General features: G+C 69.8%; 12 protein-coding genes. 4 read left to right on the top strand and 8 right to left on the bottom strand.

The window, feature by feature from the left end:
• Positions 1–1341 (bottom strand): exodeoxyribonuclease VII large subunit, encoded by a 1341-nt coding sequence (xseA, locus tag IBX18_RS27595; RefSeq protein WP_194836389.1) that lies wholly within the window; start codon positions 1339–1341, stop codon positions 1–3.
• A 76-nt stretch (positions 1342–1417) separates the two neighbouring features.
• The gene (locus IBX18_RS27590; protein ID WP_194836388.1) at positions 1418–2095 is read right to left on the bottom strand and encodes a lipid droplet-associated protein; all 678 of its coding nucleotides are present in this window, start codon (positions 2093–2095) and stop codon (positions 1418–1420) included.
• A 163-nt stretch (positions 2096–2258) separates the two neighbouring features.
• Between IBX18_RS27590 and IBX18_RS27585 the strand changes: the two genes are divergently transcribed.
• Positions 2259–3269: a 4-hydroxy-3-methylbut-2-enyl diphosphate reductase gene (locus IBX18_RS27585; protein WP_194836387.1), complete on the top strand. Its 1011-nt coding sequence runs from the start codon at positions 2259–2261 to the stop codon at positions 3267–3269.
• A 133-nt stretch (positions 3270–3402) separates the two neighbouring features.
• Here IBX18_RS27585 and IBX18_RS27580 read toward each other — a convergent pair whose 3' ends face one another.
• Entirely contained in the window at positions 3403–4089 is a 687-nt protein-coding gene (locus IBX18_RS27580; protein WP_194836386.1) for a hypothetical protein, read from the bottom strand.
• 453 nt (positions 4090–4542) lie between these two features.
• On the opposite strand from IBX18_RS27580, the gene IBX18_RS27575 reads away from it, so the two are divergent.
• On the top strand, positions 4543–5490 hold the full coding sequence (locus IBX18_RS27575; RefSeq protein WP_194836385.1) for an aminoglycoside phosphotransferase family protein: 948 nt from the start codon (positions 4543–4545) through the stop codon (positions 5488–5490).
• Between the two features lie 10 nt (positions 5491–5500).
• On the opposite strand, the gene IBX18_RS27570 is transcribed toward IBX18_RS27575, so the two are convergent.
• Positions 5501–6379, bottom strand: a complete 879-nt coding sequence (locus tag IBX18_RS27570; protein WP_194836384.1) for a DUF6542 domain-containing protein — start codon at positions 6377–6379, stop codon at positions 5501–5503.
• A gap of 57 nt (positions 6380–6436) precedes the next feature.
• A complete protein-coding gene (locus tag IBX18_RS27565) occupies positions 6437–7594 on the bottom strand; it encodes a DNA recombination protein RmuC (RefSeq protein WP_135233203.1) in 1158 nt (385 codons plus the stop codon).
• A gap of 392 nt (positions 7595–7986) precedes the next feature.
• Between IBX18_RS27565 and IBX18_RS27560 the strand changes: the two genes are divergently transcribed.
• Complete coding sequence (locus IBX18_RS27560; protein WP_194836383.1) at positions 7987–9165, top strand: exonuclease SbcCD subunit D; 1179 nt, start codon at positions 7987–7989, stop codon at positions 9163–9165.
• 88 nt (positions 9166–9253) lie between these two features.
• A complete protein-coding gene (locus IBX18_RS27555) occupies positions 9254–12649 on the top strand; it encodes an AAA family ATPase (RefSeq protein WP_194836382.1) in 3396 nt (1131 codons plus the stop codon).
• Between the two features lie 20 nt (positions 12650–12669).
• Here the strand turns inward: IBX18_RS27555 and IBX18_RS27550 are convergent, their stop codons facing one another.
• The 3 genes from IBX18_RS27550 to IBX18_RS27540 form a co-directional block, all read right to left on the bottom strand.
• Positions 12670–13242 (bottom strand): methylated-DNA--[protein]-cysteine S-methyltransferase, encoded by a 573-nt coding sequence (locus tag IBX18_RS27550; protein ID WP_194836381.1) that lies wholly within the window; start codon positions 13240–13242, stop codon positions 12670–12672.
• On the bottom strand, positions 13239–14852 hold the full coding sequence (locus IBX18_RS27545; protein WP_373889235.1) for a DNA-3-methyladenine glycosylase 2 family protein: 1614 nt from the start codon (positions 14850–14852) through the stop codon (positions 13239–13241). The genes IBX18_RS27550 and IBX18_RS27545 overlap by 4 nt, the downstream gene beginning before the upstream one ends.
• Positions 14853–15022: 170 nt before the next feature.
• Positions 15023–15202, bottom strand: a complete 180-nt coding sequence (locus IBX18_RS27540) for a YbdD/YjiX family protein (RefSeq protein ID WP_194836379.1) — start codon at positions 15200–15202, stop codon at positions 15023–15025.
• Between the last annotated feature and the right edge of the window lie 11 nt (positions 15203–15213).

Here is a 15213-nt window from a genome sequence, read left to right as displayed (position 1 = left end):
TCAGCTCCTTGTTGTGGTGTCGGTCTTGTCCTGGGTGCGGGGGCCTAGTGCTTGGGTGCCGAGCGCGGCTGCGGTGACCGCGCCGTCGGCGACCCTGATACGCAGCTGGCTGCCCGCGGGTGAGTCCTCGATCGTGCGTACTACGTGCCGTTCCGGGCCGGCGACGCGCTGCACGACAGCGTAGCCACGGGCCAGGGTGGCGGCCGGGCCCACCGCGGTCAGCTTCTCGCGCAGGTGGCGGGTCGCGGTGGCCTCGGTGCGAATGAACTGCTCGGCACAGCGGCGGGTCGAGGCGCGCAGGCGCTCGATTTCCTCACGGCGCCGGTCGATTTCGCGCAGCGGATCGGCGAGCACGGGGCGCGAACGCAGTTGGGTCAGCGCGCGGGTCTCGCGGTCGACCCAGCCGCGCAGCGCGGCGGCGGAGCGGGCGCGCATATCGCGCACACCGGCCAGTTCCGCGGCGGCGTCGGGCACCACGCGCTTGGCGGCATCGGTAGGCGTCGCGGCGCGTAAGTCGGCGACGAGATCGCTGAGCGGGTTGTCCGGCTCGTGGCCGATCGCGCTCACGATGGGGGTGGTCGCGGCGACGATGGCGCGGCACAGCGCCTCGTCGGAGAAGGCCAGCAGGTCCTCGACGCTGCCGCCGCCGCGGGCGAGCACGATCACCTCGACGGACGGGTCGCGGTCGAGCTGGGCGAGGGCCTCGAGCATCTGCGGCACCGCGGTCGGACCCTGCACGGCGGTATTGCGGATCTCGAAACGCACTGCGGGCCAGCGATTTCTGGCCACCGTCAGAACGTCGCGTTCGGCGGCGCTGGCCCGGCCGGTGATCAGGCCGACGGTCTTGGGCAGGAACGGCAGCGGCCGCTTGAGCCGCACGTCGAAGAGGCCTTCGGCGGCGAGCAGGGCCTTCAGCCGCTCGATGCGGGCGAGCAGTTCACCGATGCCGACCGGGCGAATCTCGATGACGCGCAACGACAGGGTGCCGCGGCCGGTGAAGAACGAGAGCTTGCCGTAGACCACGACCCGGCTGCCTTCCTGCAGCGGGATCGGGGACTTACGGATGAGGTCCGGATCGCAGGTCACCGACAGCGACATGTCCGCGGACGGGTCACGCAGCACCAGGAACGCGGTGCGGGTGCCCGGGCGCAGGTTGATCTGGGTGATCTGGCCCTCGACCCAGATGCTGCCGAGCCGGTCGATCCACTGCGCGACCTTGATCGCGACGGAGCGCACCGGGTACGGCTGCTCGGCGGAGTTGGCGGGCGCGGCGGAACTCGCGGGCGCGGCGGGGGCCGGTGCGGGCGGTTGGCCGGTGCGCTCCGGTTGACCGGGGGTCACCCGGCCAACCGTCGACGAAGGTGTGCGTGGCACCCGAGGCCGGGCGGCCCGAGGAGGCTTCCGCGCATGGTTTCGGTCACTGCGCCTGCACGGTGGCGATCCGATTCGTCAGCATGGTCACGAACGGCGCCCGGTTGCGGGTCTGCTGCTCGTAATCCAGCAGCGCGGTGAGGTCTTCGACGGTCAGCATGCGCAGGCGGGCACGCAGCTGAGCCAGGGTCATGCCGCCGTAGTCGTAGCGGGTGGCTACCTCCGGCACGCTGATCTCCGGCGCGGGGTCGGCCGCGGGGACGATCTCGAGTTTTGTTTCCGTTACCGGCTCAGCGGTTTCCGGCTCGTCGGCGCTCGATACCGAGGTGCTGTGGCCGTTGCCCTCGGCGGCGCGGGCGGCGGCTTCGGCGGGCAGTGTCTCGCGAGCCGGGTAGGTGGCAGGCTCGGGCTCGTCGGTGGCGTACAGGTCGAAGCGGCTGGTGCGCGTCGTGCTGCCGCTGTGGGCCGGCTCCGGGTCGAGGTCCTCGTCGAAGGTGGCCCACTCCGGCTGTTCCTCCGGAGAATTGGCCAGTCGATCGAAGACCGCGTCGCCCTTGAGCGCGAGGCTCGTCACGAACTGCTGGACGTGCATCGTCGTCTGCAGCAGCTGGCTGATGGCGGTGATCGGTAAATTCATTGCGGCCGTGGGTAGCCGACGAGTTTCCTCAACGGCGTAAACGGCGGCCCCGGCGGCTACCCGGGCCAGGAACGGTGGTCGAAACATGGTCCTAGCCTGCCCGAAATGGTGTGCTATGCAAAGGTCGGGGCTCACGAGAGTGATTCTGGCGTATGTCACGGCGCGTACGGACCGCGCCTCGCCGCACGGTAGCGACTTCGGCGTACTGCCCGGACGGCGGATAGTCGGTCGGCGCACGTAAGCTGTCGGCATGTCCTCGGCCATACCCTTGAACGTCGGAATCACCCGCTCAGCGGGTGCCGGAACCGTCGATCCCGTCGGCGGCAAGCGGGTGCTGCTCGCCGAGCCGCGGGGGTACTGCGCCGGCGTGGACCGAGCGGTGGAAACCGTCGAGAAGACGCTCGAGAAGCACGGTGCGCCGATCTACGTGCGCAAGGAGATCGTGCACAACCGCCACGTCGTAGAAACGCTGCGTGAGCAGGGCGTCATCTTCGTCGACGAGACCGACGAGGTGCCCGAGAACTCGGTGGTCGTGTTCTCCGCACACGGTGTCTCGCCCGCGGTGCACACCTCGGCCGCCGCCCGCAACCTGCACACCATCGACGCGACCTGCCCGCTGGTGACGAAGGTGCACCAGGAGGCCAAGCGGTTCGCCCGCGACGACTACGACATCCTGCTGATCGGCCACGAGGGCCACGAGGAAGTCGAGGGCACGGCGGGCGAGGCGCCCGACCACGTGCAGCTGGTGGACGGCCCCGGCTCGGTGGACAAGGTCACCGTTCGCGACGAGTCGAAGGTGATTTGGCTCTCACAGACCACGCTGAGCGTCGACGAGACGATGGAGACGGTGCAGCGGCTGCGCGAGCGCTTCCCCGCCCTGCAGGATCCGCCCAGCGACGACATCTGCTACGCCACCCAGAACCGTCAGGTCGCGGTGAAGGCGATGGCGCCGGAATGCGATCTGGTGATCGTCGTCGGCTCGCGCAACTCCTCGAACTCGGTGCGCCTGGTCGAGGTCGCGCTCAATGCCGGTGCCAAAGCTTCGTACCTGGTCGACTACGCCCGCGAGGTGGACCCCGCGTGGCTCACCGACGTCCGCACCGTCGGCATCACCTCGGGCGCTTCGGTGCCGGAGATCCTGGTCCGCGGTGTGCTGGACATGCTGGAAGAGCACGGCTACGCCGATGTTCAGCCGGTGACCACGGCGAACGAGACCTTGGTCTTCTCGCTGCCGCGCGAGCTGCGCACCACTCGGCGCTGAGCTGCGCCTAGCCGTCGGCGTTGAGCTGCGCCGAACCATCTGGTGTTGAGCTGGGTGTGGATCGCGTTTGTGGGTGACCAGGCCAACCGGGCCGCCCACCGAAACACAGTGGGCGGCTTGGTCGTCGATGCACTCAGCAGGAGAAGTACGGCTTCAACCGTGCCGGGACTCCCTCGCTCTCGGCCTGCGCCCAGCACTTGTCGTGGGGGAAGACCAGATACGTGCTCCAGCGGTCCGGGACGCTGTACACGATTCGCTGGGTATCGCCGGGCGAATCCCAGGAGATGACCGCCCAATTCCCGTCGCATTCACGCACCGATGGCATCCCCGTAGGGATTCCACCTTGCTTGGCCAGGTCGCGTGCGATGGTTTCGGCCGAGCATGGATCGGGCGCGGAGTCGTAGAAACGCAATTCCGCGTTGGCTACCTGGCCTTCTCGCGCGATGGAGAGGCTCGGCCATTCCCCGGTTGCCGGGGAGGTTCCGGGCGGAGCGGTCATGCCGACGATGTAGCAGCCGACCGGCGCGGTGAAGACCGCTTCACCGGCATAGTCCGTAGTGCTTTCCCGGACGGATGCCTCCCGGGCGTGCTGCGGAATTCCCGGAATGGTGGGATCGCAGGGCACCATCTGGCGGATATAGACCGGCACGCGGGGTACGCGGTTGCCGGACGTTGTGACGGTGGTGATGATGATGGTGCCGTTGCCCTGCGGCGGCGGATTGTTCGCCGGCGGCGCTGCGGCCAAGGTCCCCTCGCCCGGTGGCGTACTTGTCGCCGCGGAATTGGCCTTGGGCGGACCGGTCGTGCCGGGAGCGGCCATGCTGGGGATGGTCTTGCCGGGGACATTCGGGCCAGGGACGGTGGTGCCGGCGACCGTAGAGCTGGGAGGATTTGCCGCGGTTGTCGGCTCCGAATCACCCCCGCCGCCACAGGCGGCGACAGTAACCGCTGCCGCAACGAGGACAATCGCTCGCTGAATTAACTTGCGCACGTGCATAACCCCTAACCGTCGGGTCGGTTTCGCCCCGACGCACCCTCATCGCCGCCGGACTTCGCGGAGTTACACAGGTGTCGTTGTTCGGAGAACAGTTCAGTGCTGACGAGCGGATTCCGCTGCGGCTGAACGGGACTGCGGATCGTCGGCGTGTCTCGAAATCCTCGGCAGTACGGTTCTGTCAGCCGTACCCGTCTTCAGCACGGGGGCAAGCCGCTCCGGGCGCGCGGCACGATAAATATGTCGCGCCGCGGCCGCCCGGCCTGACACCATCGCCGCATGCCAGCAGCCATGACATCCGACCAGCTCGCCGCCCGCACCACCCGAGCGGTTGCCGCGGCGGTCGACGCGGGCCGTGACCTCGGGCTGACCGTGACCGACCCGAAGGTCCTGCACGACGCGTTCTCCGTGGTCGTGCACCTCGCCCCGTCACCCGTGGTGGTCCGGGTACCCACCGTCCTGCTCTCGGCCGACCTCGACCCGCAAACGACACGCCAGCGCTCGGAGCTCGAAGTGGTGGCGTGGCTCGCGGAACAGGGCATCCCGGTGATTCCGCCGAGCCCGCTCGTGCCACGGGAACCCGTGCGGCGCAACGGTTTCTCGATGACGTTCTGGCAGTTCGTCGAGGTGGACGCGAGCGTCGAGCCCGACTACGTGCACCACTGCGGCCTGATCGCGGACCTGCACGCCGCGCTGCGCGGTTACCCGGGCGAGCTGCCGTTCCTGTCCTCGGCGGAACCGGCGGTGGTCACGGAGAGCCTGGCCGCCCTCGCGCAGAGTCCCGACCTCATCGACGCCGCAGATCTCGATCGTGCGCAGCGGGAATGGGAGATCCTGGAGCCGATCATCCGGTCGCGTGCGGCGTTCGAGGCGGAGTTCCCCGGCGTCGACCTCCAGCCGATCCACGGGGACGCGCCCGCGGTCAATGTCGTGCATACCTCGGACGGGTTGTTGTATGCCGACTTCGAGCTGACCACGCTCGGCCCGGTCGAATGGGATCTGGCGTTTCTCGGCCCCGAATGCGAGGCCGCGTACAACGCCGCGGCGGAGCGCCGCGGCCTGCGTCCGCTGGACGAACGCCTGATGCGTTTCATCAACGCCGTAGGCATGGCCAGAACGCTGGCCTGCCTCGCGGTGGTGCCGCAGCTGCCCATGCTCTCGGAGGCTTTGACACCGTCCATCGAGTACTGGCGGTCGATGCCGTTCGCAGGCGGACTGAGTAACTGAGCGCCTGCGGCTACAGGTTCTCGGGCCTGCGGCGGTCGGTGCGGCTCGAATCCCGTTCGCGGTAGCGGACGTTGGGCTGGGGGTGCGGCGGCGGCAGATCGCCCCGGCGGCGCGGCGGATTGCCGCGCGGCGGTTCGTTGTCCGTGCGCGGTGGCGCCGCGGCGGGGCGGGCGCCGGTGCGCGGGGCGGGGCGCCCCTCGCGGGGCCGGGCGGGCGCGGCGACCCGCGGCGGCGCGTCGGCCACGGAGGGTGCGGGCCGACGGGACGGCCGCGGGGTCTTCTCCTCGAGGTCATGCTCTAGGTCGTCCGCTTCGTCCTTGGGGCGGCGGGTGCGGCGGCGGGCCGACTCGGCCAGGCCCGCGGCGCCGGTCCGGCCGGAGCGCGGGCGCTTGGTGGCGGTCCGGCCCCAGCTTTCGCCGCGCCGCGATTCCGTCGCGCGCTCGCCGGGCTCGCCGCGGCGCTGCATCATGATGCGCGCCCCGCCGATCAGCAGTACCAGGGCGGTGGCGAGGAACATCGTGGGGAAGCGCTCCACCAGCGGGACCGCCAGCTTCAGCAGGATTTCGGTGATCGAGCTCATCGCGACGCCGGTCAGCTGCTTGTAGGCGAGCGGGACGGCGACGAACAACAGCAACGGCGGCAGCACCATGGTGGTGAACAGGCCGCGATAGCGGACCGTCAGCACGGCTGCCAGACAACCGACGATGTACAGCGCGGCGAAGGTACCGGTCAGATCGGTACTGTCGCCGTTCGCATCGATCAAGAAACCCAGAAACGTGCAGGCAACCGCGATCAGGACCGCCGCACCCACCGGGAGACCCGGAACGGTCGGCAGTATCGAGCGTTGCGGCGCGGGCACCCGGGTTCGCACACGTTGGGAAGCAGCCACATTGTGAACACTAACCGGCGCCGCGCCGGAGGGCGTTATGGCACGGCGGTTATCCGGCTAATCAGCGGCGTCGGCGAAGCCCACCGCGCGTGGCCAGGAATCCACCCGCTGGATTGCCGGCACCTCCTCTTCCGCAATTTCCAGGTCGTGCAGTTTGCGTGCGGTGACCATGACCCGCGATTCCACCGATGCCACGGTGTAGTTGAAAGCGTCCACGGCCTTACCGAGTTGCGCGCCGAGCCGGTCCAGATGCCGACCGGTCATGCCGAGCCGGGCGTACAACTCCTTGCCCAATTGCTGAACGGTTGCCATATCCCGGGACAGTGCTTCTTGCCGCCAGCTGAACGCGACCGTGCGCAGCAAGGCGATCAAAGTGGTCGGCGTCGCGAGGATCACGTTCCGGCCGAACGCGTACTCCAGCAAGCCGGAGTCGGTGGTCAACGCGGCGTCCAGGAACGGATCGCCGGGCACGAACAGCACGACGAACTCCGGCGCCGGATCGAAAGCGGCCCAGTACGCCTTGTCGGCCAGCTGGTCGATATGTCCGCGTAGGTGTTTCGCGTGCCTGGTGAGATGCTCGGCCCTGATGTCCGGATCATCGACCGTGCTGGCGTCGAGATAGGCACTGAACGGGACCTTGGCGTCGACCACGATGTGCCTGCCGCCCGCCAGGTTCACCACCAGGTCGGGCCGGACGTTGCCGGTCCGGTCGCCCGCGCCGTTGCCGCGGGCCGCGCGGGTCACCTGGGTGTCGAAGTCGACGTGCCTGGTCATGCCGGCGAGTTCGACCACGCGCTCCAATTGGATCTCGCCCCATCGCCCGCGCACCTGCGGCGCCCGCAGCGCGGCGACCAGCTGGCTGGTCTGGCTGGTCAGTTGCAGCGAGGTGCGCTGCATGCCCGCCACCTGCTCCCGCAGACCCGAATACGCGTTGATCCGATGGTGCTCGACCTGCTGGATGTGCTGGTTCAGCGCGCCGACCGCTTCGCGCAGCGGGTCGACCATGGCACCGATCGCGTGCGAATGCCTGCGCGCCGCATCCTCGTTCGCCGCGGTGAGCGACTGCCGCAGCAGCCGCTCGTTGTCGGTGGCCGCGGCCAGTCTTGCCTCCGCCGCAGTTGCCCGATGCCCGGCGCGCGCGGCATGGCCGAGCCAGCCGAGCCCGACTCCAGCGGCGAATACCAGCATCAGTGCGACAAGCATCGGTGCGGTCATAACGCCGATAGTGCCGCACGCCACCGACAAGTGCCGCCGGTTGGCAATTACGCAGCGCCGTGTCGGCAAACGAGGTGGTCAAGCCGTACATACGGCGCGCTCGGTCATGACGCGGCAAACGAATTCGTGACCTACCTCGCTTCGCGGCTGCTGGTCGTGCGCTGCCCGCGACACGCCGCCGCGTGGAATGACCACGAAAACCGTGCTCCCGGTGGAACTCTGAGTCGGCCGCCAGGGTGACCCGGATCGGTTCCAGCAGGTCTGCGTGCACAGCGGGATAGCCACGGAGTGCCGGAAGAATCACCGCTGACACGCCGGAGAAACGGGCGGCTATCCGACACGGCGGCCACGGCAATTGAATTGTGTCGGTGCGGTGGCCTACGGTTTCGCGGATGCGGATGCTGCACACCTCGGACTGGCACATCGGGCGCACGTTCCACGGGGTCGATCTGCTTGCCGACCAGGCACGTTCACTGGCCGCGATCGCGGAGCTGGTGGCCGAGGAGTCGGTCGAGGTGGTGGTGCTGCCCGGCGACGTGTACGACCGGTCCATTCCGAGTGCCGACGCGATCGCGGTGTGCAACCGCGGATTCGAGGCCATCCGTGCGGCGGGTGCCCGGATCGTCGCCACCTCGGGCAACCATGATTCGCCCGCGCGGCTCGGCGCGGGTGCCAGCTTCGCCGCGGCGGGCGGGCTGTATCTGCGCACCACCGTCGCCGATGCCGACCGCCCGGTACTGCTCGACGACGAGCACGGTCCCGTCGCGTTCTACGGCATTCCGTACCTGGAGCCCGACATCACCCGCGCGGAACTCGATGTGCCGCAGGCGCGTTCGCACGCGGAGATCCTCGACGCGGCCATGCGCCGGATCCGCGCGGATATCGCGCAGCGCGACGGCACGCGCACGGTGGTGCTCGCGCACGCCTTCGTCGTCGGTGGCGAGGCGACCGGATCGGAGCGCTCCATCTCGGTCGGCGGCGTGGAGACGGTGCCCATGTCCGCCTTCGACGGCATCGACTATGTCGCGCTCGGCCACCTGCATTCCCCGCAGACGCTGTCGGAGTCCGTGCGCTATTGCGGCTCCCCGCTGCCGTATTCGTTTGCGGAGAGCTCACATTGCAAGGCGGTGTGGATCATCGAGCTCGATGCCGCCGGGTTGCACTCGGTCGAACGGCGCGACCTGCCCCTGGTCCGCGGCCTGAGCAAACTCACCGGAACGCTCGACGAGTTGCTCACCGACACGAACCACGCGGCCGCCGAGGAGCACTACGTCTCCGCGGTGCTCACCGACTCCACCCGCCCGGTCGACGCGATGCGCAAGCTGCGCGAACGCTTCCCGCACGCGGTGCACGTCGAGTGGGTGCGTCCCGAAGGCAACCCGGAATTGCGCTACCGTGAGCGGGTGCACGGCCGCCGCGACACCGAAGTAGCGCAGAGCTTCCTCACCGACGTCCGCGGCGAGCCGAGCGCCGGCGAAATGGCCTGGCTGGAACGGGCGCTCGCGGCCGCCGTCGCGGAGCCGGATCGGGCGCTGACGGCCGCCGACTCGGCAGCGGAACTCTCGGCGTGAGGGCGCGGCTCGCCGCTCGCCCCGCGCTACCGAGCGGTCCGCGCACGGGTCGCCCCAGCACGCTGGCCGACCGCGGTGGTGCCACCGAATGAGGCTGCACCGGCTGGAGATGACCGCGTTCGGCCCGTTCGCCGAGACCACGGTCGTCGACTTCGACGCGCTCGGGGCCGACGGACTCTTCCTGCTGCACGGGCAGACCGGCGCGGGGAAGACCACCGTGCTCGACGCGATCGCCTTCGCGCTCTACGGCCGGGTCCCCGGCGCCCGCGGCGAAAGCAAACGCCTGCACTCCGACCATGCACCGGATCAGACACCGCCGCAGGTGATCCTGGAGGCCACCCTCGGTGGCCGGCGAGTGCGGCTGACCCGTATCCCCGAGTTCGAACGCCCGAAGCTGCGTGGCACCGGCATGCGCACCGACCCCGCCAAGGCGACGCTGGCCTGGTTGGACGGGCGCGGCGAGAACCTTTCCCGGATACCGGATATCGGCGACGAGATCATCCGGCTGCTCGGTATGAGTGCCGACCAGTTCTTCCAGGTGGTGCTGCTGCCACAGGGTGATTTCGCGCGATTCCTGCGGGCGGACAACGAAGATCGCGAGAAGCTGCTCGAAAAGCTCTTCGACACCGAGCGATTCGGCAGCGCCGAACAGTGGCTCGCGGACAAGCGCCGTGCCTCCGCCGCCGACCTGGATGCGCGCAAGCAAGGTATCGATCGGTTGATCGCGCAGCTCGGCGTCGCGGGTGGCACGAGCGCGGCCGAGACGCTCGGCCCGCTGGAGGCCGTCGGCTGGTCGCAGGACCTGCTTGCCACGGCGCGCACCGATCTGACCACCGCGGCCGCGGCAGCCGAACGCTGCCAACTGGAGTCGGCGCGGGTGCGGGGGCTCGCCGAAGAGCAGCGCCGCCTGCACGAGCTACGGCGTCGAATGTCCATCGCCCGTAAGCAACTCGACGACTACGCCGCTGCGGCGGATCAGCGCGCCGCCCTGCAAGCCGAACTCGAACTGGCCCGGCGTGCCGAGCCGGTCGCCGCGGCCATCGACGAGGCACGCGACGCCGTCATGGCGATGCGCCGCCGAGCGGCCGAGGCGCTCAGCGCCAGTGGGCAATTGGCAGCACGGCTGCTCGAACCCGGTGCCGCCGATCTCGGTGGCGCGGAACTGGTCGAGTACGCGAGTGTGGGCGCGAGTGTGGGCGCCGATCGGTCGACCCGCGCGAATCACCATGGCGCCGGGGCGGATCGGGTAGGGGAGGCCGAGTCTGCGATCGCCCCCGGCCAGGCCGTCATCAAGGACGACGCCGACATCGATGGCGCGATTCGCCGGTGGAGCGGGCAGATCGGCGCACTGGACGAGGTGCGCATCGACGTGACGACGGCCGATCGGCTCACGAGGGAGCTGGCGGGGCTGCGCGACGAAGATGCGGCCCTCAATACCCAGGTGACCAAACTGACCAGGCTGCGCGAGCAGCTCCCCGGCTCCCTCGCCACCCTCGAGGCGCGCCTGCGCGAGGCGACCACTGCGGCCGCGACACTGCCGACCTTGACCGCCGAATGCGAGCGGCTACAGACGGCCGCCGCCGCTGCGGTCGAACTCGCTTCTCGCAAAACAGCTCTGGATCACGCACGGGTCGAGTTCGAGTCGGCCCGTGCCGCGCACAACGACGCCAAGGAGCGCGTCCTCGACCTGCGCGAACGCAGGCTGGCAGGCATGGCGGCCGAATTGGCGGCCGGGCTGACCGACGGTCTGCCCTGCACGGTGTGTGGCTCCGCCGATCACCCAGCGCCCGCTCGCCCCACCGCGGGCGCCGTAGCCAAGGAGGCCGAGGAGGCCGCGGTCGCGGCCGAACGTGCCGCCGAGGACGCCCGGGATCGAGTCTTCGCCCGGATCACCGTCTTGGAGCGGGAGATCGAGGCGCTCACTGCCCGTGGCGGCGACGTCGACCGCGTGGAACTCGCTGCCGCTCTGCGCGCGGCCACCGACCGCTACGAGGACACCGCCGAGCTGGCTGCCCTCGCCGACGGCCTGACCGCGGAACTCGCCCGCTTGCGCACCGACGAGTCCCGCCTGCACGACGAACTCCGCGAATCCGATTCGCGCCGCAGCACCGTCGCCGCGAACGTCGTCACCGTGACAACCCGTCTCACCGAACTCAACGACCGCCTCCGCGCCGCCGCGGGCGCGGACGAAACCATCGACCGCCGCTACGCCCGCCTCACCACCCTCGTCGCCGACGCCACCGCCCTGCGTGAGGCACGCGCCGACGCCGCCGCAGCCCGCGAGCAGGTTGCGGTGATCGCCGACCGTGTCGAAAACTTGTCCCGTGCAGCCGGTTTCGTACCCGAGCAGGAGACTGCGGCTCAACCCGCCTGCGCTGCTGGGGCCGGCGCTGCCGGGGACAACGTAGTTGGGGCAGGCGGTGCAGCCGCAGACGCTGTAGTGGGCGGCGGTGCTGGGGCCGGCGGTGCCGGTAACAACGTAGCTGGGGTAGGGGGTGCAGCCGCTGCTGAGGCTGACGTCGCAGGGGGTACCGCTGTGGGCGCCGACGATGATGCGCATAGTGCCGTTGTTGGCCAGGGTGTTTCGGCTGCGGCCCAACGAGATGAGGTAGCGCGTCTGACCGCGTACGCGCGAGTGGTCAACGCGGCCAGCCGGACTCCGCAACGGCAGTCCGGCATCGAAGCGGAACTGACCGCCGCCGACCGTGCCCGAGCGCACGCGGAAGCCGTTCTCGCGGAACCGGAAATCCGAGCGGCAGCATCGATCGAACCCGGCGACCTGACCGAGCTCGAAGCCGCCGTCGCGGCCGCACAGACCCAGTTGAACGCCGCCGTCGCCGGGCACGCCGAGGCGAGCAGGCGAGTCGCCCTGCTCGAAGATCTAGGCGGACAGCTGTGGGCGGCGGTGGATCGGATCGCGCCGCTACAGCGCACGCACGACGAGCTGGCCGGACTGGCCGAGGTGGTGGCCGGTCGCGGCGAGAACAATCGCCGGATGTCGCTGCGCTCTTACGTTCTCGCCGCCCGGCTGGAAGAAGTGGCGCAGGCCGGTTCGCTGCGCCTGCGCCGAATGTCGGGTGGCCGTTACGAATTCGTGCACACCGACAAGGCAGGCCCGCGCGGCCGACGCGGCGGTCTCGGCCTGGACATCCGGGACGACTACACCGGCGCCATCCGCCCCGCCAAAACCCTCTCCGGCGGCGAAACCTTCATGGCGTCATTGTCTTTGGCGCTCGGCCTCGCCGACACCGTCGCCGCCGAATCCGGCGGCCTGGTGCTGGACACCCTCTTCATCGACGAGGGCTTCGGCGGACTCGACGCCGACACCCTGGACGCGGTGATGGGCGTCCTCGACGAACTCCGCGCGGGCGGCCGCGTGGTCGGCGTGGTCAGCCATGTCGACGAGATGCGCCAGCGCATCCCCAGCCGCCTGCATGTACGCCGCGGCCGCAACGGATCCCGGCTCGAGGCAACCGTCGCCTGACCGCGCTCTCGTGGCGCGCCTCAGGTCGTGGCGAACAGCGCAGACTCCGACTCACCCTCGTGATCGAGCAGCCAGCGCTTGATCGGCAGCCCCCAACGGAACCCGCCGAGCGCACCGCCGATGCGGAAGATGCGGTGGCACGGGATGAACAAGGCGGCCGCGTTGCGCGCGCAGGCGTTGGCCGCGGCACGGGTGGCGTCGGGGCGACCGGAGATGGCGGCGTATTCGGTGTAGGTGATGGGTGCGCCGGCCGGAACCTTGCGCAGGACTTCCCAAGCGTGCAGCAGGAATTCGCCGGAGTGCTGGCGGACCGGGACGCTGTCGATCGCGGTGAGATCGCCCGCGTGATAGTCGGTGATGATTCGGGTGAGCTCGCCGAGCGAATCGCGTCGGCGCAGTTCGGCCGGGCGCAAGGTCGGGTGGATCAGGCTGCACAGGTTCTCCGCGTCGGCGGTCCACCCGGCGGCCAGCACGATGCCGTCGGTGTCGACGAGGGCGGTGAACGGCCCGATGGGCGTGTCCGTGGTCGCGAAATCCGCAGTGCTGGTACCGATGTGGCGCGGGGTGGAGCGAACAACGGTGGGGGCGTTCATGCTTCGGCACTCGCTTTCGAGGAGGTGGACTTGGCGGCCTTGGATCGGTCGGCGCGATCGGTCAGCGCCGCCTTCCACAGGTGCATGGAGAGGTAGGACCGCCACGGCGCCCAGCGCGCGGTGTCGGTGAGGTCGATGCCGAGCACCGCGGCACCCTGGCGGACCACCAGGTCGGTGTTCAGCAGTACGTCCGGGTCGGCGAGCAGGCGCATGGTCACGTAGTCGGCGGTCCACGGTCCCACCCCGTCCAGTGCGAGCAGGTCGCGGCGTAGATCCGCGGAGGTACGGCCCTGATGCAACGCCAGGTCGCCACTGGCCAGTGCCTCGGCCGCCCCGATGATCGAGCGGATGCGCCGGGTGGGCCCGGTGAGTACCTCGGCGCCGCGCTCGGCGATCACCGCCGGCGTGGGGAACAGCAGCGGGATCGGGCCTTCGACGCGCTCGCCGAGTGCCTCGACCAGCCGTGCCGTGTGCGTGGCCGCCGCCGACACCGAGATCTGCTGCCCGATCATGGTGCGCAGCAACAGTTCCGGCCCGTCGAGGCAACCCGGTACCCGGATGCCGGGGGAGAAGACCGGCCGACGCACAGCGACCGAGTCGAGCGCGGTATCGGCGTCCGGTGGTGAGCCCGCGCCCGCGTCCGGCAACCGAGTGGTGTCCGAGTCGGCCAGTTCCGGCGCCGAAACCCGCTGTCCCGGAGCGACACCCAGCGCCTCGTCGATGCCGATCGGGTCGGCGTCGAGGTCGAGCAGGTGCCGCAGCCGGGCGACCGTCGGCGCCAGGTCGCGCATGTCGTGCAGGGCCAACTCGGCGCGCACGTGGTCGCGCTGGAAGCTGAGCCGCGTCGTCGCATGGCCGTGCGGAGTACGCAGGTTCCGGGTGTAGACGCGGTTCTCCCACAGCTCCATGCCCGGTGCCACATGCGACGACAGAAACCACTCCAGCCAGGCCTTATCCAGTGGCTCACGGTAGGGCAGCCGGAGGCTGAGCGTCCCGTTGACGGCGGGCACGGGGCGACCGTTCGAGCCCGACTTCACCCGGTGCGCCTCGGCCCGCATGGTGGTCGGACTGACCGCGAACACCTCGCGGACCGTGTCGTTGAACTGGCGGATACTGGCGAACCCGGCCGCGAACGCGATGTCCGACATGGGCATTGCCGTCGTCTGGATCAGCAGCCGCGCGGTATGCGCCCGGTGCGCGCGGGCCAGCGCCAGCGGGCCCGCACCGAGCTCGGTGGTCAAGACCCGGGTCAGCTGCCGCTGCGAATAGCCGAGCGTGGCGGCCAGCGCGGGCACGCCGCCGCGTTCGATCACGCCGTCGCCGATGAGGCGCATGGCGCGCGCGGCGAGGTCTGCGCGGGTGTTCCAGAGCGGGGAGCCGGGGGCAGCGTCCGGCAGGCAACGGCGGCAGGCTCGGTAGCCCGCCTGTTGTGCGGCCGCCGCGGTCGGTAGGAACGATACGTTTGCCCGTTTCGGGGTAATCGCCGGACACGAAGGGCGGCAATAGATTCCGGTGGTCCGCACCGCGGTGAAGAACTGCCCGTCGAAGCGGGAGTCCTTGGTCGATACCGCGCGATAGCACAGGTCGAAATCAAATGCCGTGATCGTCACGCCAACCACAATGTCAGCTGAGCACAGCCTCCGCTAGCGGGAATCTGCCATCACCCCTCCGGTGGGCCTGATCGGCCCCCGAACGCGGGCGGGCCGAGCCGCGCGTACGCGGCTCGGCCCGTCGGTCGGCGGGGCAGAGCGGCACCCTCATCGCACCGCCCTGCCGTGCCTCAACAGCAGCGGTTCGTCGGATTGTTGTCCGCGTCCGCGTGCCGTGTCCGCCAGTACTCGCGTTCCGTCGGCACCTCGCAACCGGGATGGTTGCGGGCCAGATGGTCCACATACCGCCGGTAGTCCTGGCCGCCGAGAATCGAGTCGAAATACCAGACAACCCTGCGAAGCGCTGTCACGCAAGCGTTTC

Source organism: Nocardia sp. XZ_19_369 (assembly GCF_015355715.1).
Classification (GTDB): domain Bacteria; phylum Actinomycetota; class Actinomycetes; order Mycobacteriales; family Mycobacteriaceae; genus Nocardia.
This window is presented reverse-complemented; position numbering and strand designations above follow the sequence as displayed.